Here is a 21,615-nt window from a genome sequence, read left to right on the forward strand (position 1 = left end):
GCAAAATCCTAACTAACTTATAAATTAACACCCATAAACAATCATATTAATAAATAGGATAAACATTAAAAATGACAAAGAAAAATAAGAAGATATTATTCAGTTTTCTAGGAACACTATCTATCTCAGCATCGATTGCTGCAGTCGCGGTCGCTTGTCGACCTGATACGGGAAAGAATGGTGGAAAGACCGGGGGAACTGATACTGGTAATAATCCTGAAAAACCTAAGGTTCCTAATAATCCAGAGACACCTGAAAAACCTAAGGTTCCTGAAACTCCAAAGACTCCTGAAACTCCAAAAAAACCAGAAGATGGTCAAAAAACACCTGATACAAAACCAGAAGACGGAAAGAAGACTCCTGAAGGTCCTGAAAGTCCAGACAAGGATAAAAACCCTGGAGGGGATGCTAAGACACCTGAAACTCCTGAAAGTCCAGACAAGGATAAAAAACCAGGAGGGGATGCTAAACCAACCCCACCACCTGCGGATAAACCTGGAGAAAAGGTTGAAAATAAAGTCACTACCATTACATATACTCCAGAGACAACGACAGCGAAGGTTGAATTTGAATTTGAAAATATAGTAACTGCTGAACAAACAGTTTCTGTTAAGTTTAATGCTAATACTTATACAATGAAGGGGAATGGAACAAAGAAAGTTACTTTCAACCTTTCAAATCTAACAAAGAAAACAAAGTATCTTCTTTCAGTGATTAGTATTAATGGACACGAAATTGAAAAAGATCCTTTTGCTGTTGGTTTCTTCTCTACAAAGGATGATGTCGTTGCGAATAAGGTAACAAGTATTAAATCTGAAGATATAACTGATAAGTCAGTTTCGATTGTTGTTACTTTTGAACACGCAGTTAAAGATAATAGCGATGTTGAGGTTAAATTAAAAGGTATTGATAGTCCAAGTCATAAGGTTTTAGGTGAAGATAAAACAGAAATTAAATTCACTTTTAGTAGTTTAAGTGCTGGTACAAAGTATGAAATAGAACATATTAAAGTTAACTTTAAAGCTATTGATTTAACTGCTGTCGCAAACAATAAGTCATTTACCACTACTGGAATTGGAAGCGGAGGATCTGTTACTCCACCAAAAATAACACGCAATGTAACTAAAGCTGATTTCACTGAGATAGGTAAAGATAAAGCTAAATTAACACTTACTTTTGATCAGGATGTGTTAGAAGCTAATACTGTTGAAGTTACCTTTGATCATGATAAGAAATTTACAGCAAAAGGAAAAAATGCTGGTGAAGTCACATTTAATTTGGATAATCTTGAAAAGAAAACTACTTACACTATAAACAAGATTACTATTGACGGAGCAAATGTAGATATTGCTAAATTGATGGATAAATCATTTACTACATTAGATGAAATGCCTAAGACTAAAATTCCGGATAACTTTAAGGTAAGTAATCTTCAATGAACCGAAACTAACTCTACCACATCAACAGTAACTGTAATATTTACAACACAATTTCCAACAGATTCTGCTGAAGTAACCGTCAAGGTTAACGGAAAAGACTACAAGGCAAATCTAGATACAACTAAGAAGCAAGCTAAGGTTCCTGTTGATGGTCAATTACCTGGTACTGATTTAAATCTCACTGAAGTTCTTGTAGGTGGTTCGCATGTTGATTTTGATAAAACAACAACAGAAGATGCAAAACACACCAAAGTGAAGGACATTGATGATAAATCACTTAATTTAACTGTAATTTCTGGAAGTGAAAAAGTTCAAATAAATTTAGAATATCCGACTTCTACCTTACCTATTATTAACGGTTACAAGTACTTCTTCACCCTATCTGCTGACGAAGCTGAAGCTAGAGAAGGAGATTTAGATGATGAAAAAGACACTGAATTAGTTGCTAATGAAAAAAATGCTGAATTAACGAAGGACGTAGAGGTTGAGGTTACACCTACTTCATCTTCTAGTGGCCAAGTTAGTGTTAAATTTGTTCTAAACTTCCATCGAATGCTTGACAAAGGTAAGTTACACTTTACATTTAAGAAACTTAAATATGGTGTAGATAAAGAACATGCTAAATCTATTCCGTTAACTAAATTAGCATTTGATGAATATACAAAAGCACATTACGAAATTAATGAAACTCCCGATGCTAAAGTACCTTCAACTCACGGAAATGGTGGTCAACAACAAGCTCCCAGGCAAGCCTAATGGTGGGGACACTAAATCGTAAGATAATCTAACACAAACAAACGAAAAATTTATTATTAAACCAGATTCTCTAACTGATAAGGATGTAGGTTTAACCATTCTTAATAAGGATGGATACCTTATGAAGCAATCAAGTGGTAAAGGTGCAGTACTACTTGCAAAACTTGTTGGTTTCGAGAAACTTAATGAATTTAAGGATAAAGGATTCACGGTTCTACTCACTCTAGAAAATGAACCTAAGAAATTATTAAGCACTCCTAAGGTTTCGAAACAAGCAACCATTAATTCTGATGGTACATTAGTTTTACTTTTTGACACTATTGGTATCGGTGCTGGTGTTGGTCCTAATAGTATAGAAAAATATAAAATCAAGGATATTGAACTGATAGCTCCTGATAACTTAAACAATCAAGATCTTTCTGATAAAGCAGATGAATTTAAATTTAAGTATCCAAAAGAGGTACTTACATTCGACCCTCAAAAATCATCTATTTACCAACCAAAATAACTATACAATCAAAAACTAAATAACTTACTATATTATTTGTCATTATGAAAATACCGCCTTTTGGTGGTATTTTTTATTTATCATTAGATATTTAAAACGTATTAATAACTATATTAAATTTTAATAATTAGTATAGTTATTTTAGTAAATCAATAGATATAATATAAATATCTTATCAATATAATAATAAACCATAGTCGCTAGCATTAATAATTGTGGATTCAATATTGAAAAATTCTCGTATTAAATTTAATATTTTGCTATTGACTTAAACAAATAATGTGTTTATAATTTTTAAGTATTTTAATAATACTATTTGGCTACATAGCTCAGCGGTAGAGCAACCGGCTGTTAACCGGTTGGTCGTAGGTTCAATCCCTACTGTAGCCGCCATGGCCCGTTGGTGAAGTGACTGAACACACACGCCTTTCACGCGTGCATTCACGGGTTTGAATCCCGTACGGGTCACCATTTAAACAAATAACAGACGCAATGCGTCTTACGGAGTGTTAGCTCAGTTGGGAGAGCATCTGCCTTACAAGCAGAGGGTCAGGGGTTCAAGTCCCTTACACTCCACCATGCCGACTTAGCTCAATAGGTAGAGCAACTGACTTGTAATCAGTAGGTTGTGGGTTCGATTCCTATAGTCGGCACCATTAAAATAATTGTAGAATAACATTACTAAGTAATGTTATTTGCTCTGTTAGCTCAGCCGGTAGAGCAACTGACTCTTAATCAGTGGGTCAAAGGTTCGAACCCTTTACAGAGCACCAGATGCGCTCGTGGCGGAATGGCAGACGCGCTAGACTTAGGATCTAGTACTTCACGGTGTAAGAGTTCAAGTCTCTTCGAGCGCACCATTAATATTTAGTTAAACATCCTTCGGGGTGTTTTTTTTATTTCGTCTTCCTTTTATTACATTTTTCTTTATAATTAATAAAAGTAATTTAATATTCAAATTTTATAATTATTAACATAGATAGTAGGTAACAATGACTAGGGCAGATTTAGTTAAGGAATTAAGAAAGCGTACGCAAGCTGGAATGATGGACTGTATGAAGGCACTTGATCATTCGAATAACGATATTGAAGGAGCAATTGTTTACCTTCGTGAGAATGGTGCAATTAAAGCAGCAAACAAGCAAATGAATGTCGCAACAGACGGAGTTGTCCTTACAAAACAAGAAGGAAACAAAGCGGTGATGATTGAAGTTAACTGTCAAACTGATTTTGTAGCAAAGACCGATGAGTTTTTAGCTTATGCGAATAACATACTTGATATCTCAATCAAGGAAGTTAATAATGATGAAGACTTTGGTAAGTTAATCATTAACGGAAAGAAAATTGAAGATTCTGGTCTTGATCTTACAGCTACGATTGGTGAGAAAATTGTTTTTCGTCGTGGAAAAGTTTTAAAAGCAAATGAAAACCAAACACTTGGTTCGTATACTCATAACAACAAGCGTGTTGGAGCAATTGTTCTTATCGATAATCAAGTCGAAATGCAGGTAGCTAAGGATGTCGCAATGCATGCAGCGGCAATGCGTCCTTCATTCCTTGATGAAAATAATGTTGACCAGGAATGGTTGAGTAAAGAAAAAGCAATCATTACCGAATCGTTAAAGAACGAAGGTAAGGATATGAAATTTGCCGACAAGATTATCCAAGGAAGATTAAATAAAGCACTTGCTGAAAATTGTCTTGTTAACCAAGCATTCTTTAAAATTCCAAGTATGACAATCAGTTCATATCTTTTGCAAAACGGTGGTAAAGCAGTTGATTTTGCTGCCTTTGAAGTAGGAGAGGGAATTGAAAAGAAACCCGAACTAAGTTTTGCTGAAGAAGTCGCTAACCAAATGAAGAAATAAACCATATAGCAACCGGGTGTGGTTGCTATTTTTATCAATATTTAATTAAGGTAATGAAAGATGAAGAAGCGAATATTAATCAAAATTTCTGGTGCATCACTAAAGAGTGAAAAAGATAGCATTAACGCGACTAAATTAAAACAACTTGCTAACCAAATTAAACAACTTAAAAATGATTATTTAATTTCCATTGTATTTGGTGGTGGAAATATCTTCCGGGGTGGTAATGCCAAGGAATTAAATATGAATCGTTCATATGCTGATAATATGGGAATGCTAGCCACACTTATTAATGGTCTCGCTTTTAAAACTATGCTTGATGGATTTAATATCGAATCAACCGTGTTAAGTGCTCTTAGGTGTGATCAACTGACAACCCATACAAGTCTTCTTTCTATCGAACAAGCAATAAAAGACGATCATGTTTTAATCTTTGTCGGAGGGACAGGTTTTCCCTATTTTACAACTGACACTAACGCTGCTCTTAAAGCTCTAGAAACCGAAACTAAAATTATCCTAATGGGAAAAAACGGGGTTGATGGTATTTATACAAAAGACCCACTTAAAAATAAGGATGCGGAATTTATCCCACAAATAACTTACCATGAAGCTTTTATAAATAATAAAATAAAGATAATGGATCAAACAGCTCTTGCTCTTTGTGAAGAAAACGATCTTGAATTAATAGTTTTTAACATTGACAAGGAAAATGCAATAGTTGATGTCCTTAATAACAAAATAAGACACACAATAGTAAAGAAAGAGTTTAAATAAAAAGATATGGATTTTAAAGTTTACGACAAAATGTTCAAGGAACAAGCTGAACATGTTTATACTTTTATGCACAATGAATTTATTAAACTAAGAACAGGAAGAGCAAGCCCTAGTATCCTTGATGGTATCCTTGTTGATTATTATGGTTCTCCAACACCAATTAATCAAACAGCGAACATTAGTGTCCCAGAACCACGTATTTTGATGATTAAACCTTATGATAAGTCAATTATAAAGGATATTGTCACAGCCCTTAATGGTTCAAATTTAAATATCAATCCACAAGTTGATGCAGATGCCATTCGACTTACTTTTCAAGCACCAACCGAAGATATGCGTAAGCAACTTGCCAAAAAAGCAAAGCAAATTGGGGAAGAAGCGAAAATTCGAATTCGTCATATTCGTCAAGAAATCCAAGATGCTTTTAAAAAAGAACAAAGTTCAATCGAGGATGACAAAAAACATTTTCAAAATGAACTTGATAAATTAACTAAGGAAATTAATAATAAAGTTGATGAATTAGTCTTACATAAAGAAAAAGAAATAATGACAATTTAAAATGGAAGAAATAAAAACTGAGGAAGAACAGAAACGACTAGAAGAAAAGAGAAATGAAGAGTATTTCACAAGAGCGCGAGACCTTAATAATCGGTTAATTAGTGGTGTCTTCATTGGGATTTTTCTTTTATTTTTCTTGTCCTTTTTAATCATTAGTGATCGATCATTTACTTGATCTATTTTTAACGGAGAAGAAGCAAACCGAGTTGTTAAACTTGTTTTTGAGATAATTGCTATTACATCGCTCATACCGATTATCGCACTAGCTGGTAAAGAATACGGAAATACTTTTTTTTATAATCATCAGAGAATTACACCGCTGATTATTTTTCTTCTTCTCATTAATGTTCTTTCTCCAACTCTGGTTTATGTCTCACTAAATAGTGGGTATTTTTTGTATGATGTAATGTATGGAATAAAGACGTTTACCATTGTTCTTTTATTCAACATTACTTTTACCTTTTTTACGACAATTTTTATCTATGTATACCAAAATCGTCTCAAGATTAAGAATTTATTTTTTAGTTTCGTTACTTATCTCTTTATCTTGTTCTTTTTTATTGGGATTCTTTACTCTTCGTTTAACCGGAGTTTTGTCACAGTTATTATTCTTCTTTTTATTTCCTTTTTCTCGGATTCACTAGCTTATTTCGGTGGTAAAAAATTCGGAAAAAGAAAGTTAGCACCAAAACTCTCTCCAAAGAAAACAATTGAAGGTTTTCTTTTTGGTGTATTTCTTACTTTCTTTTTAATTCTCGCCATTTTAATCGGAGTTTCATATTCTCCATATAACTTAACTCGTGGATGCCTCTTTAATTTAACAAATAGTCTTTTTGGTACATACTATCGTCCAGGTGGTCTTCCACTTTACAGTCTAAACCGGAGCGGCGTTTATTTTGTTTCAATGATGATCGTGCTCTTTAGTCTCATTCTTCTTTCAGCTGCTGGAGATTTGTTCTTTAGTTATATTAAGAGAATGTATCAAATTAAGGATTTTAGTAATTTAATTAAAGGTCATGGAGGACTTCTCGACCGAATTGATTCACACTGCTTTGTTTTCTCTTTGTTTACAATTTCATCAATGATAGTTAGTCTTTCTACCAATGTCGCTAACTACTTCCCGTTCATGCCTATTGCTGTAGTCTAAAGTACTTAATTAGTTGATAAATGATTGGTTGTTCGTTTAGTTCAATAACGACATTAACTAATTCACTCATGTTCTTATACCGGTAGTCAAGTAGTAAAATGACCCCCTTTTTTGTGTGTTTAACTAACTTAAACTTAGCATAGTATGATAGACTATCAAGTTTGATTTTGATTGTTTTTCTATGCTTGATTTTTTCAAAATCCTTTTTATTAATCTCAAGAGTTTTAGTATAGGTATTTAAAATGGAAACCGTATAGGTTTTATTTTTAATACCGAATGCTATTCCAGATGTGAGAGTGAAAAAAGAAAGAGTTCCGAAAAGGGAAAGGTGGATTCATTTTTTATGCATTTAAATGAACCTCTTCCTTAAAATACCGTCCTAGTGTTTTATCGTGACTAACATAGATAATGAAGTTATCCTTCTCCAGAAAAACAAGAAAGTGTTTCAGGAGAAAGTGTTTAGTGTCTTGGTCAACATGACTAAGTGGTTCGTCAAGCAATAACATCTTATTATTTACTGTCATTAGATTAAGAAAATTAGCAATCTGCTTTTGACCAGAACTTAACTTCCTTAAAGTATCGCCGTGGTTAATATTTAAAAAGTCGATCCTTGTTCTTCTTACAAGTTCTTGAAACTTAACCCTATTTTCTTCATCAAGTCGACTAAAAATTTTTGTTAAATCAAAATCACTAGACATACTATTTGAAGGGAGATAGATGATTTGATCTTGGAAAAAAACTGAATCGAGACTTTTAACAGGTACACCATTAATGAAGTAGCTACTCTCTTCATTATTAAAAGCAAGCTCTTTTAACAAGGATGTTTTCCCAACTCCACTATTACCAGTTAAAAGGGTATTTACCTTAAAGTGATATTGTTTAAATTTAATATCCTCAATTTGTTCTAGAATGATTCCTTCTTTCTTTTCAAGATTATCAATTAGTAAACATTTTTGTAGAGCATTTGATGCATTTTTAAATGTCACTCTTTTCATAAAAAAAGCAACTATTCCAGAAGACGATTCACTAAAATTGCTATGGATAAAAATTAGGAAGGTAAGAAGACCGATGCTAATAGTGGAATGTAAGATATAAAGATAAGTAGCGACGCCGATTAAAATGATAAAAGAAATTCCATTTAGTACTTCACTAAAAAAGGTAATTCTTGTGTTGATTGACTGATATTTAAACGACTCATTAATTAAATTAATGTGTTGTTCGATTGCTTCCCTTCCTATTTGGTTAACCTTGTTCGTGTTTTTCTCATTTTTGATAATCGTTAGTAAAGTTTGATAGGTTAAAAACGAGCTTTGCTCCTTACTTAAAATACTTTCACTATACTTTTTGTAGAAAAGATAACTTATAAGATTAATCCCAATATTAATCAACACAGAGAAAAGACTAATAACTATTAAAATTGGATGAATGCTAAGAAGGATGCTAAAAATAATAACAAATGAAATAATACTAGTAAGCAGTTTAGGTTGATCGATAAGTTGATAACTAATTATCTGATTTATGAAGACTTTCAATTGGTTCATTTCCCCGTTGTTTGTTTTATTAAAGAACATTTGTTTCTTTTTCTTTAGACGCTCAATTAATAGTCCAAAAGATGAAGCAAAAACCTTTTTTGTTATGTGACTAACATAAAATGAAAGTAACATATTTGAAAAATAAGTGAAAATCTTAAAAAAAAGAAAAATTAGAGAAAGATTGATTAAATTAGCGAGACTCTTATACGGAATGACAAGATCAAAAAGATAGTTTAAAAATTTTCCTAAAACGATCCCGGAGAAAAGTCCGATTAACTCGAGAGTGAAAATGATGAATTGAGCAATCAAGGAAACATTTCTCCTGAAATCATTTTTGAAGAGTGTTAAATTCTTTAATTCATTGGTTTTTTCAATTTTTACGATGACATTAAGAAAAACCTCCTTAAATTGTTCAACATTTAGAAGATACTTACCTTTTTCCGGGCAATACACTTGAATCGTTTTTGTGTTTAAAAGTTTGATAACTACATAGTGCTTTAATTCATCGTTTTTAATTAGTGCAATATAATAATCGTTCACAAGATTCTCGATAAGTTCATCGGAGTCAACCTGGTAACTGGTGGCCTGTAAACCATATTTGTTTAAAGTCGATTCAAGTTCATAAATAGAAAGCCCTTCGGTTTTCATCTTTAAGTCACTTAAAATGAGATTTTTTGATAAATTGACATTCTGGTGATGGTTGATCATCATAAGACATACACATACCCCACACTCATTTGCTAAGTTCTGATTTACAATCTTCATATTACTCTCCTATTTTTATATTCGCTTTAAAATGAAATTTTTAGAAATTTTCCTTATAATTAATCTAATTAGTTATTCATTAACTACTGCATTGAAAATACACTGATAGGAATTTAAATGGCTAAAATTAAATTACTTGCTCTTGGTGGACAAGATGAACGTAACAAAAGTTGTTTGATCGTTGAAATAAATGATGAAATTTATGTTTTTAATGTTGGTGTCAAACTACCTGTTAATACCGTTAACGGAATTAGTTTAATTACCATCGACTCCGATTATTTAAAAAACCGGATGGAAAAAATTAGGGGAATCTTCATTGGTACTCCTAGTTTTTATAACACCACTGGACTTTTTCTTCTTCTTTCAAAATTAAAACCAAGTATTCCGATTTATACTAACGAAGTTGGTGAGGTCGTCGTTAAAAAACTTTTCGAAAGTAAACATATTAAGAAATCAATCAATCCTAATATCGTCGTCCTTCAACCAGGTCAAGATATTGATGTTGGTGACAACAAAGTTCTTCCGTTCCGGATTGCGAATAGTATGCCAAATAGTTACGGCTGAATTCTTAAAACCGAGGACGGATGTATTGTTTTTGTCGATGACTTTATTGTAACGAACGACCGGAACAAAACTTTTCAAAGTCAACTGAATAACCTTCAGAATTACACCAAAAACAATACCCTTGCTCTGATTGTCGGAATAAATCAAGCGGGGATTCCTGGATTTGCGACTCCCCAACATAAAAACAAGAGTTTTTATGAATCAATCATCAACCATACCGAAGGGAAGGTTATTGTCGGAACTCATAGTAACGATGCTTATACTATTTTTACTTTACTTAGCATTGCAAAACAAACAAACCGGCCTATCTGCATCATCGGAAACACCTTCCTTAATGTGCTTAAAACAACAATTGAAAAAGGTCTTTTTAGTTCGCGTAAGCTAATAATGATTACAAAGCAAAAAGCGGTTGAAAGCAAGAATGCGATCATCATTATTGCTGACAATCCTAATACCTATTACGAGACAATGACTAAATTCATTCATAATCAGAGAAAGAATATTCCGATTAATGAAAACGATCGCTTGATTCTTGGAGTTACTGTCCTTCCAGGACAGGAAATGAATCATGCTGTCATTTGCGATGAACTTTCTCGTCTTGACATTAATTATAAAAGTCTTCCGAAAAATATCATTGAAATGAAAGCATGCGACGAAGACCATAAACTATTGATTAATTTACTCCAACCTAAATATGTTATTCCCCATAATGGGATTTATAAGTATGAAGTGAAGTTAAACGATGCTCTTCAAAGCACTTGGATTAAACAAGAATCAATCTTGACCATTGATAATGGTGATGTATTAAATATTGTCGATGGAAATTTAATAAAAAGTCATCAAAAAATTGAATTAAACGATAACTATGTCTCAACTAACCATGCTCTCGATGTTGGTGAAAGTATCATTTACGAACGAAACCAAATGGGTTCAAACGGAGTTATTGCAATGAGTCTGGTCTTTGATAAAGCACACCAAAAACTCTTTAATTATGTCAAATTAGAATACTTTGGTGTTGTTAACCATAAAGACCTATCATCAAGTAAAGTTGAAGAAATTGAAGCAACTTTTAAGAAACGAATGGGTGAATGTCTTGTTTATGAAAACAAGAAGTTAAACATCAAAGAAACAAAGTTTAACCTAAAAAGATTACTTTCTAAACTTTTTGAAAAGAAATTTAATCGTCGACCACTTGTTCTTCCTACCTTTATTGATTATGTTGCTTAGGCTATAATTAATAAATAGGTAAAAAAATATGAGTAACATCGAACAAAAAAGAGATAAGAAGAAAACACCATCTTTCCTTAGGGATAAAACAAACAAAAAATACATTATATTTGAGCGGTGTATGATTGCTCTCGGTTTTTTTCTTTGTTTATTTTCCGTCACAAAAGTTCCGTATACTGGAGCTATTCTCGATTCCTTAATTAATTACTTTTTTGGATTTGGTAAGTTTTTTGTTTATACCATTATTTTGATGTTCCTTATTTGCTTTTATATTAAAAAAGCAAGAACTTTCCTTTTTAACTGAAAAATGTGATTGTTTTATGTTTTACTCGCCTTTCTTATTTCCTTCATCCTAGGTGGGGTTTCATATCCAATCCTTTTTGATCAAGGAATAAAACAACTTTCCATAAAAGTAACCCTTCCGACTGACATCAAGGGAATCATTGGTGTTTATAAAAACGAAATTATTAAGGAAAATTTTGCAACTCTTTGGTCGAAAATTTTCCGTGACTATTATTTAATTAGTATTGGTCATATGAATTATTACTTTATTCATCCAATTGCTTTTGGGGGAATCATTGGTTATATTAATCTTGAGATTACGAAAGCTTATGCTTATGTTTACATCATTATTTATGGTCTTCTTGCTTTCATTTTCTTCATAACCCTAGTTGGTTTAAGTAATGCGAAGGATTCTCCTGTTACAAAGTGAAAGATTAGAACGATAAAGAAATGAATAGAGAACATTAATCAACACCACGGAACTTCTTACGCCCTTGTTAATTTAAAAGAGCATTTTAAAACAAGTGAAGATGGAGTTAAGAATGGTGATGAAATAGCATTAGATCCTATTAAGGATAATGAACAAGAAAAACCTGATGCTAATCAATTATCTAGTCAACCATTAATAGACACAGAACAATCATTAATGATTTCCACAAACACCGCTTCTGGTCAAGCTTTTAATGATTTAGCAAAGCAATCAATCAAACCGATTGAAACTTTAAACTATCCTATCCAGGATGATAAAAACATCATCATTGAAAACCCGGAAAAACAGGAATTTTTCACCGAAGAACCGGTATACACTAAAGTTAATGACCGGTCAACTTGAACCAAAACGAAATACTTTTCGTTTAATGATGATGAAGAGATTCAACCTCTTCAGATGTGACATACAAACAACAGTGCGAATAAGTATGATTATTATCCGTCAACGAAAATTATTAACACCGAAACACGGGACTATTATGATGAACTAAAGAAACTTGCTAATGAAGTCAAGGAGTATGTTCTTAACTTCATTAAGGTTAACAACCTTTTATTAACACTTCAGAATGTAGTTATTTATTATTCGAATTTTGAAATTATTTTTTCTTATAATGGCTCATCTGTTAGTAATTTAATTAATAATGAAGGTAAAACCTTAATTGAAGAGTTGAATAAATATTTTAAACTAACGAACTACATTTTTGTTCGTGGTCACTCTGTTGTTATTACTTCAATTAGTGATGAATACCGATCAACAATTGATATCAAGGAAATTATTGAAGACATTCCTTATAATGATAAGTTATGTATTGGTGTTGGAAAAAATACCAAACGTGAGGTTATCTGGTTCGATGACGAAGATTCGACATTCCTTATCCACGGAGCAATTAAAAGAAGTGGTAAAGCAATGTTAATTTCAAACATTCTTCTCTCAGCACTTTATAAGAAATCGCCAGTCGAACTTGATTTATATTTAATTAACAACGGAACGAAATCATATCGTCTTATCAATAACCTACACCACACCAAACTAGTAGTTGAATTTAACGATTTCGCTAACATTATTGAATCGCTTCGTAAACTGAAAATGATTACAGAGCAAAGATTAAAACTTTTTAAAAGTGAGCAAGTTTCAACAATCGATGAATATCACAAAAAAAGACAAGATGTAAGACTTCCGAAAATTCTTTTTGTGATGTCCGAGTACATGAGTATTCTTGATAGTAAATACCAGCATTCATTTAGCACCTTAATCCAGTACCTTGCTCGTAATGCTTCTACTATTGGAATGACGATGATACTTTCAACGGACTACACCAATGAGAGTACAGTTTCCTTAAAGGATGCTTTTAATTACATCATTAGTCTTAAATTAAACACACCACAAGAAGGTTCATTATTAATGAACCAACCTTGGTTATGCAATCTAGCTGGTCTTGGTGATATGTATATTTATAAGCGCAGTTCTAATAACTACTTAAGGGCACAGACCGGAAAAATCCCTAATGAATTATTCGATGTAATTGTCTCTCACATCGCAGGATGTGATTACGATTTAAAAGACCTAAGAAACCTTGACCGCGATAACATAAAAACGAAGAAGATTTTTTAACATTTTTAAGGATTTGTTATTAATTTTAAATAAATATTTATAATATAAACAATACATATAGAAGGACTTTAAATATGACTTTGAACAACAAGCAAGAATATATTTATACCTTAACTGCTGTGAATAAAGACCACGGCATCAAGGACTTTGAAAAAGAAACTAAACCATATAGTGTTTTTGGGGGTGCACACCAAAAACAACAATACATCATTATTGATGATGAGTTCAATTCAAACGAACTTTATCGTAGTCTTGTTAAATTTCTATCAAGTAGTTCTAAACCGGTTTCTGTTGATTTAAATTCGATGGTTAAACTTGTTAAAGAAGATAAATTAAATAGTTTAATTTCAATTGTTGTTTCTGCACTTGAATATGCCGAAGCAACTCCATTTACTTTAAAATCTAATCCAGTTGAAAAGAATGTGCACAATTTAGTGGTTGACACTAAATACGAAGAATTAGTAAAGAAGCACGAAACAATTGCAAAAGAAATCACAATTACTCGTGGGATGCAAGATGCTCCAAGTAATCTAATGACTCCAGGTGATTTCGAAGAACAAATTCGTAACCGGATTCAAGGACTTGATATCAAGATGACAGTTTTAAACCGTATGGATCTTGTAAAAAAAGGAATGAATCTCCACGTAGGTGTTGGTGGTGCAGCGGTTTCTGAAAAATACCAACCACGTTTAATCGTTCTTGAATATATGAACAATCCTTCAAACGAAAACAAAATGGCTTTCGTTGGTAAAGGGGTATGCTTTGACACTGGTGGTTATAATGTTAAAACAGGACCACATATGCGTCATATGAAGTTTGATATGTCAGGGGCTGCCATTTCTGCTTCAACATTAATCTCACTTGCAAAGAACAAGGAAAAAGTTAATGCTTATGCTGTGCTTCCACTTGTCTTTAACCTACTTGGAGCTGAAGCACAAAGACCGGATGATGTTCTTAAGTCGTACAATGGAAAGACAGTTGAAATTGACAACACCGATGCTGAAGGACGTCTAATTCTTGCTGACGCCCTTACATATGCGGTTCGTGATTTAAAAGTTAATAAAATCTTTGATATCGCAACTCTAACAGGTGCTATGATTTATGCTCTTGGAGACACTTATAGCGGTGTTTGGTCTACTTGTGATTGTATGTGAAAGATGATTGAAAAGAGCGCTGATGAAGCCGGTGAACTGGTATGAAGATTACCATTCCACAATGACTTCTTAAAGATGCTAGATTCACACGTTGCTGATATCGCGAATAGTGTATCTGACCCACGTGGTGGTTCTTCACGTGCAGCTGTCTTCCTAAGAGAATTTACCGAAGGAGTGACATATGCTCACTTCGATGTAGCAATTACTGCTGATGTTGGTCATAAAGGTACCGGGGTAATGTTAAAAACATTCTATAACTTCATTAACGACTGATTTGGTAATAAGTAAAAAAACATTCTGCAACAAAAACACTTCTCAAAAAACCGAGAAGTGTTTTTTTAATGTTTTAATGTACCTATTGGAATGATGTAAATTCCGTCGTCTCGCTGGTAACCGAAACCGGTACCTGTAATTACCGCCTTAAAGCTTGGTTTACCCATTACTTCAATATTAAGTTTATTTTCAACTAACTTTAGGTTTTTAATAGCATCTTCAATATAATCCCTACCAAGCTTTATTTCAATTAATCCATATCTTCCATCGGGAAAAGTAATAACAGCATCTATTTCAATATTTGATCGATCACGATAGCTATAAACTTCTCCACCATAATATGAAGCATATATCTTAAGATCCCTAATGACAAGCGACTCAAATAGAAAACCAAAAGTTCTTATGTCAGTTAATAAAGACTTTTCGGTAATGGAAAGAGCCGCAACTGCAATTGAAGGATCTACAAAACCGATGACTGGAGTTTTCATCACCATTGTTTTACTTCTAAAGGAAGGACTTCAATTTTCTGTAAAATCAACTATTCTTAAATTAGTTAAGGTATTAATATAATCTGTTAATGTAGGAATAGAGATAGTTTCATTTTGCAAATTCAAGATGTCATATTTTATTGTTGTGTATTTAACCCTTGTTTGTAGATTCCTTGCAATACTTTTTAATATTCAGTGACACAATCTAGGATTTCTCTTCTTTTCGTCAACCATACTAATGTCACTTTCGATTAAACTTTTAAAGTAATTACGATGAATTTTAAGGTGATCTTTTTCTTCCTTAATTGAAAAAATACTCGGATAACCACCACGAACAATTAATTGTGCTAAACGACTTATTGACATATTAGAATTAACATAAAATTGTTTATTTAATAATAGATCCTCCAAACTAATCTCACCTGTTGAATCTTCTGATTCAAAAAGAGATAGCATTCTCATTTCAATGATTGTTATTCTTCCGGTTCCTGAATGCTTTTTTTGATAGTAAGGTATTGCATTAGAACCTGTTAATATAAATTGTCCTGGTAGGTTCCGTTTATCAGTTTCAACTCTTACTGCATCAAATATTTTAGGGACAAGTTGTCACTCGTCGATTAACCTAGGTGTTTCTCCTTCTAATGCCAAACCAGGATTAATTTTTGCTAGCTCAATATTATTTCAACCATTAGAAAAATCATCCAACTTAAATATTGATTTAGCAAACTGCATGACAGAAGAAGTTTTTCCAGAGAATTTTGGTCCAATAATCAAGATGGCTCTGGATGCTCTTAACTCATTCTCTATTACTTTATCAAGAATTCTTTTTCGATACATACTATGTTAATTGGTTCCTTATTTAAATTATAAGCATATTTAATAATTTAAAAGGATTACTTTATGAATTATCAATGAAAAATTTTATTATTTGTTAATCAAAAACTTTATGAAATGTTAATCAAAAACTTTATGAAATGTTAATCGAAAACTTTATGAAATGTTAATCAAAAAGTTTATGATTTGTTAATGAAATACTTTAAAAAATGTAAATGAAAAAGTTTAAAAAATGTAAATTTATTTTAAGTCAATTAAAACTCATTTTATAAGCCTTATGATTAATTTAGGTCTATTTGTTTTGGTTACATGTTTTCTTCTAATTAAAGAGTTAAAAACTTCTCTACCGGTAAATAAAGTCTATATAGGATGCCTGTAAAGTTATTTTTTTACCGAAAGTTTAGATCACGAAAAGAATTTAATTTAACATTATTAATTTTAAATTCTGGTGATAAATTTTTAAATTCATACTCCTTTTCAAATTTAATTCTGGATGATTAAGCTTTGTAACATTTAGTTCTTCTTTTGCACACGAAACTGCTGGGCAGAGAGAAAAACATAACAAGTTAAAGCTGGAAGGGTAAATAAATTTAGTCTAATTTTATTTCAATTATATCGTTTCATTAATCATCCTAATTTTCTAAACTGTTATTTTAAAAATTTTTTTTACATTTTCATAGTTTACCCTATCTTTCCCTTTCCACCAATGAAATGGATATGAAAAATATTGCCTTAAATCCCCTGAATCTCTCTCAAATTTTGGAGTAAAGTTATCCCAGAAGCCTTTATGTTCTTTTGTTTCTAAAATTCCACATATTCCTAAAGTTTCTAATAAGCCAGTAACTTCATCTTTATTTGATGGAAATAGTTTTTCTTTAGCTAATTCATTTCTTAACATAGTTGCTGTTTTCATTTCTTCAAAATTATCTACAAAGAATAAAATTTTCTTTAAAATTTCATAATCTTCTTCTTTTGGAGTTTTTTTCTCCATATTTAAAAATTCAGATAAATAATAATAAGGTTTAGCAATCTCACCCCAAATTCCACCACTATAATATTTTACCCAATTAAAAAATGTAGCAGTAATTTCTTTTGGAACTTTATATTCTTTCCCTTTATCATGTTTTAGCCAACTTCTTGCATAAATATATGAAGGTAAAATATATCTATAATCTAAATCTCTAGTTGATAGGCTATATAAAAAGGCATTAGCTACCTCTTCTAAAGAAACTTTTAAAAATATTTTTTCAAGACTATCAATAAATTCCTTTTCTGTAATAACTATATTTTCTCTAAGTAAAGCTTTTTCTTTTATATATTCTACTTCTTCAATATTTAAACTTGGCTCATTTTCCATATATTTTAAAAACAATCTTTTAGCTTTTTTATCTATCATATTTCATCCTTCAAAATTTTCTAAAAAAATTTTAATCTAATTATGAGAAAAAATTGTAGACACACTCATTAAATAAGAAAGAGTGTGTTTTTATGTATAGAAAACAATTTACATTAGAACAAAAAAATAAAATAAATTAACTTATCTCTTGAAACCGATTTTGAAACCTAGAGTTACCCAACTTAGTGAACATTTCTCCTTTTTCAATTAAGTCTATATTCTAACGGAGATTCTAGAAGAAAAAGAACAACAAAATATAGATGATATGGTAATAGACTCTTATGATGATGAAGAAGACGAGGAATAAAGTTGTAAAAAGAGAAATGTAAATCCTAATGTTGTAAATGTGCTTACTATTTGATATAATGTAAGCACAATAGCAACAGGAGGGGATACCATGAATTATATAAAAAAGATAAAAGAAAAATTAAGTAAAACGGGTGGGATTATTACAAGTAAGGAACTTAAAAACTTTAATATTCCTACAATATATCTCACACGAATGGCAGAAAAAGGTGAACTGATTCGTGTGGATAGAGGAATCTATATAGATTCAAACGGAGATAATGACGAGTATTATTTTTTTCATAATAGATGTAAGGTTGCTGTTTTTTCTTATGTATCCGCTCTTTATCTTCATGGGTTTACAGACATAATCCCGAATGAAATGGAAGTTACTGTATATAAAGGGTACAATCCACATCGTATAAGCGGAAGTGTAAGTATTCACTATGCTACAAAAGAAATTTATGATTTGGGTATGACAGAATGCCAAACAATATTTGGGAATACAGTAAAAGTTTATGATTTGGAAAGAACAATTTGCGATTTTATTAAAAATAGAAGTGAAATAGAAACTGAACTGTTTTCCAAAACGATTAACAAGTATGTCCGTTATAAAAATAAGGATTTGAATAAACTATATGAGTATTCTAAAAAAATGAAGATATATGAAAAAGTAAAAGAAATTTTGGAGCTCGTTTATGAATAAAGCTAAGCAAAGAGCGATATGTCAAAAAACTGTCAAAAGATACAGGACTTAGCTTTAATACAATACAAACACAGGATTACCCCAAAAAATGAAGATTTTTTGGGGTAATCTTTTTTTAAGGAAATCAAGACTATAATTAAAAAAACCAAGTCACACACCTTTTTAAATTAATTTAAAGGGTGCACTTGGTTTTTTATTTTGGAACACCACCTTTGGTGGTATTTTAAAATGACAAAGTTTTTATTATTTTGGTTGGTAGGTTAATTTTTTTGAAGGATCAAACATAAGAACTACATCTGGTCACTTAAAACTGTATTCGGCAATTTTATTAGATATTTCTTCTGGTAGTTCATCATCCTCATATAAATCTTCAGGAGCGACTAAATCTATGCTTTTGATTTTGTATTTTTCAATTGTATCAGCACCTTGACCAGCACCAACTCCTATGGTGTCAAATGTTAATACAAGTTTACCGTCATCTGTAATCTGAACATCATTGGATGAATAACGTTTACCTAATTTATCGGGTTCCTTTACAAGGTCGACTTGAAGAGTAAAACCCTTATCCTTGAAATATTTTAATTTTTCAGTTCCCACAAGTTGCAGAACTAGAACGGTAGGGTCTTTTTTAGTACCACAACCGACCTTCTTCATTAACTGACCATCTTTATTAAGAATGGTAACACCGATTTCTTTTTCCTCTAATGTAGAAGGTTCAATAACATATTTTTTATCGGTTTGGGTTTCATCTCTTTTCTTGTCAGTAGCCCCACCTTTATTAGGCATTTCTGGAATCTTGTTGTTGACCACCGTTTTTAGGATCTTGTCCAGCCTTGCTAGTTTCTTGAACTTCGTAGTGTTTTTTTGTTAAATCGTCAAAGTTAAGTTTAGCTAGCGGAATAGATTTTGCAGTTGCTTTATCTTTACCATATTTTAGTCCTTTAAATACGAAGTGTAATTTAGTACGATCTAGCATCATCTTAAAGTCAAGCACAAATTTAACGGTGACAACTTTTTTATCTTCTGATATAGGTGTCGCCTCTACTTCAATATCCGTCTTTAGAGATGCATTAATTGAATCAACATCTTCAAAGTCACTATCATCAAAACTTTCAAGTTCTTCATCAATAGTTTTATCTTCATCAACTTGGAAAGTAATGTAATATTTATTGCCAGTAATAATAGGTAAAACTGTCGTAGGATAAGTAAGCGAAACTTGAACTTTTTGTTGTCCAGGTAATGCTTGTAATTCAAGAGAACCATCTTCAATATCCTTAATTGATGATTTTTTAGAATCTTCGGTAGTAGAAGATGCAAATTCTACCTTTTGACCTCCAATAGAAACTTCGGTTAATGTTAAATTAGTCCCTGGAAATTGGTTATTAATTGCTATTTTTGTTTGGTTTAATAAATTGCCATCAAGTTGTCCCTTATAAACCACATCATTAACTTTGACCGTAACTTCAGCGGCGCTTGAAAATTGCTTTGTAAAAAATACTGTAACGGTTGATGTAGTTGAGTTTGTTTGTTCTCATTGAAGACTTTTTACTTTAAAATCGCTAGGAATTGGTGTAGATGGAGTTTCATCTAAAGTTTCAAAATCTTTTTTTGTGATTTTGCTAATATCTAAAGTTTTTCCGTCAACAGTAATCTTATTTAAGGTATAAGTTGTCTTCTTATCTAGATTTGTTAAGTCTATTTCAAGAACATCGGATGAATTACCTTCTTTAGAAAACTTCTTACCACCATTCAATTCCACTTCGACAGTGCTTGATGCTAAGACATCTTGATCAAAAGTTAATTTAATTTTTGCTGAATTTTTTGTAATGTCTTTGAATTCCACTGTTTTTAACTTGTGATTTACAACTGGAGGGGTAACACCTTGACCTGTTGTGGTAAATGACTTCTTATCTTCAGGTAATGAACTAAAATCAATTTTTTTATTAGCAACAAGGATTCGGTCAATTTCGTACTTATGTCCTTGTTCTAGATCATTAAATTTAAAAGTAATTGTTTTAGAATTTTGACCTAGGGTTTTGTAACTAGAAGTACTTTTCCCTTTTAGATAAAGTTCAACATAATCATCTTCTTTTGCTTCTTGTTCTAGGGTTACCACAATTTGAACGGCATTGTTTGTAATTCCTTCAAACTTAATATCTGTAGCCTTATTACCTGATACATCTTTTGTTTTGAATTTCCAAACTACAAGTGCTTCTCACTCGATATTATGACCATCGATTGTAACTTCGCTTAGAATGTATTCCTTATTTTGAGTTAAACCAGTTAAATCAAAAGCAACTTCTTTTGTTCCATTCCCCTTCATTGTATAAGCTTGACCGTTAAACTTAACAGAAACTGTTTGTTCAGCAGTTACTATATTTTCAAATTCAAATTCAACCTTCGCTGTCGTTGTCTCTGGAGTATATGTAATGGTAGTGACTTTATTTTCAACCTTTTCTCCAGGTTTATCCGCAGGTGGTGGGGTTGGTTTAGCATCCCCTCCTGGTTTTTTATCCTTGTCTGGACTTTCAGGAGTTTCAGGTGTCTTAGCATCCCCTCCAGGGTTTTTATCCTTGTCTGGACTTTCAGGACCTTCAGGAGTCTTCTTTCCGTCTTCTGGTTTTGTATCAGGTGTTTTTTGACCATCTTCTGGTTTTTTTGGAGTTTCAGGAGTCTTTGGAGTTTCAGGAACCTTAGGTTTTTCAGGTGTCTCTGGATTATTAGGAACCTTAGGTTTTTCAGGATTATTACCAGTATCAGTTCCCCCGGTCTTTCCACCATTCTTTCCCGTATCAGGTCGACAAGCGACCGCGACTGCAGCAATCGATGCTGAGATAGATAGTGTTCCTAGAAAACTGAATAATATCTTCTTATTTTTCTTTGTCATTTTTAATGTTTATCCTATTTATTAATATGATTGTTTATGGGTGTTAATTTATAAGTTAGTTAGGATTTTGC

Annotated in this window: 16 protein-coding genes and 6 tRNA genes; 16 read left to right on the forward strand and 6 right to left on the reverse strand. The window is 32.0% G+C overall.

The window, feature by feature from the left end; all coding sequences use genetic code 4:
* Positions 1-71: 71 nt before the first annotated feature.
* From T416_RS0101890 to T416_RS0101945, 12 genes are all read left to right on the forward strand, one after another.
* Positions 72-2,195 carry a Vmc-like lipoprotein signal peptide domain-containing protein gene (locus T416_RS0101890; protein WP_031489142.1) on the forward strand — a complete coding sequence of 708 codons (2,124 nt, stop codon included), beginning with the start codon at positions 72-74 and terminating at the stop codon, positions 2,193-2,195.
* 121 nt (positions 2,196-2,316) lie between these two features.
* Positions 2,317-2,703 carry a hypothetical protein gene (locus T416_RS0101895; protein WP_031489143.1) on the forward strand — a complete coding sequence of 129 codons (387 nt, stop codon included), beginning with the start codon at positions 2,317-2,319 and terminating at the stop codon, positions 2,701-2,703.
* Between the two features lie 318 nt (positions 2,704-3,021).
* Positions 3,022-3,096, forward strand: a tRNA-Asn gene (locus T416_RS0101900).
* Position 3,097: 1 nt separating this feature from the next.
* Positions 3,098-3,174 (forward strand) — tRNA-Glu (locus tag T416_RS0101905).
* A 32-nt stretch (positions 3,175-3,206) separates the two neighbouring features.
* Positions 3,207-3,282 (forward strand) — tRNA-Val (locus T416_RS0101910).
* A gap of 1 nt (position 3,283) precedes the next feature.
* Positions 3,284-3,359, forward strand: a tRNA-Thr gene (locus tag T416_RS0101915).
* A gap of 41 nt (positions 3,360-3,400) precedes the next feature.
* A tRNA-Lys gene (locus T416_RS0101920) sits at positions 3,401-3,476 on the forward strand.
* Positions 3,477-3,479: 3 nt separating this feature from the next.
* A tRNA-Leu gene (locus T416_RS0101925) sits at positions 3,480-3,563 on the forward strand.
* A gap of 132 nt (positions 3,564-3,695) precedes the next feature.
* Positions 3,696-4,571 carry a translation elongation factor Ts gene (gene tsf / locus T416_RS0101930; protein WP_031489144.1) on the forward strand — a complete coding sequence of 292 codons (876 nt, stop codon included), beginning with the start codon at positions 3,696-3,698 and terminating at the stop codon, positions 4,569-4,571.
* Between the two features lie 60 nt (positions 4,572-4,631).
* A complete protein-coding gene (pyrH, locus tag T416_RS0101935; RefSeq protein ID WP_031489145.1) occupies positions 4,632-5,345 on the forward strand; it encodes a UMP kinase in 714 nt (237 codons plus the stop codon).
* Between the two features lie 6 nt (positions 5,346-5,351).
* Positions 5,352-5,903: a ribosome recycling factor gene (gene frr, locus T416_RS0101940; protein ID WP_031489146.1), complete on the forward strand. Its 552-nt coding sequence runs from the start codon at positions 5,352-5,354 to the stop codon at positions 5,901-5,903.
* A gap of 1 nt (position 5,904) precedes the next feature.
* Positions 5,905-7,050, forward strand: coding sequence for a phosphatidate cytidylyltransferase (locus tag T416_RS0101945; protein ID WP_031489147.1), 1,146 nt, complete (start codon positions 5,905-5,907; stop codon positions 7,048-7,050).
* Here T416_RS0101945 and T416_RS0101950 read toward each other — a convergent pair.
* Entirely contained in the window at positions 7,034-7,399 is a 366-nt protein-coding gene (locus tag T416_RS0101950) for a hypothetical protein (RefSeq protein WP_051675926.1), read from the reverse strand. The two genes, T416_RS0101945 and T416_RS0101950, sit on opposite strands and share 17 nt — an antisense overlap.
* The gene (locus tag T416_RS0101955) at positions 7,392-9,347 is read right to left on the reverse strand and encodes a cysteine peptidase family C39 domain-containing protein (protein ID WP_031489149.1); all 1,956 of its coding nucleotides are present in this window, start codon (positions 9,345-9,347) and stop codon (positions 7,392-7,394) included. Before T416_RS0101955 ends, T416_RS0101950 begins: the two co-directional genes overlap by 8 nt.
* 117 nt (positions 9,348-9,464) lie before the next feature.
* Between T416_RS0101955 and T416_RS0101960 the strand changes: the two genes are divergently transcribed.
* From T416_RS0101960 to T416_RS0101970, 3 genes are all read left to right on the forward strand, one after another.
* The gene (locus T416_RS0101960; RefSeq protein ID WP_031489150.1) at positions 9,465-11,138 is read left to right on the forward strand and encodes a ribonuclease J; all 1,674 of its coding nucleotides are present in this window, start codon (positions 9,465-9,467) and stop codon (positions 11,136-11,138) included.
* 28 nt (positions 11,139-11,166) lie between these two features.
* Positions 11,167-13,521, forward strand: a complete 2,355-nt coding sequence (locus T416_RS0101965; RefSeq protein WP_031489151.1) for an FtsK/SpoIIIE domain-containing protein — start codon at positions 11,167-11,169, stop codon at positions 13,519-13,521.
* A 74-nt stretch (positions 13,522-13,595) separates the two neighbouring features.
* Positions 13,596-14,963, forward strand: a complete 1,368-nt coding sequence (locus T416_RS0101970) for a leucyl aminopeptidase (RefSeq protein ID WP_031489152.1) — start codon at positions 13,596-13,598, stop codon at positions 14,961-14,963.
* Positions 14,964-15,013: 50 nt separating this feature from the next.
* Here the strand turns inward: T416_RS0101970 and T416_RS0101975 are convergent, their stop codons facing one another.
* Both T416_RS0101975 and T416_RS0101980 read right to left on the reverse strand, forming a co-directional pair.
* Entirely contained in the window at positions 15,014-16,273 is a 1,260-nt protein-coding gene (locus T416_RS0101975) for an ATP-binding protein (protein WP_031489153.1), read from the reverse strand.
* A gap of 637 nt (positions 16,274-16,910) precedes the next feature.
* Entirely contained in the window at positions 16,911-17,666 is a 756-nt protein-coding gene (locus T416_RS0101980) for a hypothetical protein (RefSeq protein WP_031489154.1), read from the reverse strand.
* Positions 17,667-18,063: 397 nt separating this feature from the next.
* Between T416_RS0101980 and T416_RS0101985 the strand changes: the two genes are divergently transcribed.
* A complete protein-coding gene (locus T416_RS0101985; protein ID WP_031489155.1) occupies positions 18,064-18,657 on the forward strand; it encodes a type IV toxin-antitoxin system AbiEi family antitoxin domain-containing protein in 594 nt (197 codons plus the stop codon).
* Between the two features lie 243 nt (positions 18,658-18,900).
* Here the strand turns inward: T416_RS0101985 and T416_RS0101990 are convergent, their stop codons facing one another.
* Both T416_RS0101990 and T416_RS0101995 read right to left on the reverse strand, forming a co-directional pair.
* Positions 18,901-19,443, reverse strand: coding sequence for a hypothetical protein (locus T416_RS0101990; protein WP_031489156.1), 543 nt, complete (start codon positions 19,441-19,443; stop codon positions 18,901-18,903).
* Complete coding sequence (locus tag T416_RS0101995) at positions 19,436-21,544, reverse strand: Vmc-like lipoprotein signal peptide domain-containing protein (RefSeq protein ID WP_031489157.1); 2,109 nt, start codon at positions 21,542-21,544, stop codon at positions 19,436-19,438. The genes T416_RS0101990 and T416_RS0101995 overlap by 8 nt, the downstream gene beginning before the upstream one ends.
* Positions 21,545-21,615: the final 71 nt, after the last annotated feature.

The organism is Ureaplasma canigenitalium ATCC 51252, from assembly GCF_000712165.1.
Classification (GTDB): Bacteria; Bacillota_I; Bacilli_A; order Mycoplasmatales; family Mycoplasmoidaceae; genus Ureaplasma; species Ureaplasma canigenitalium.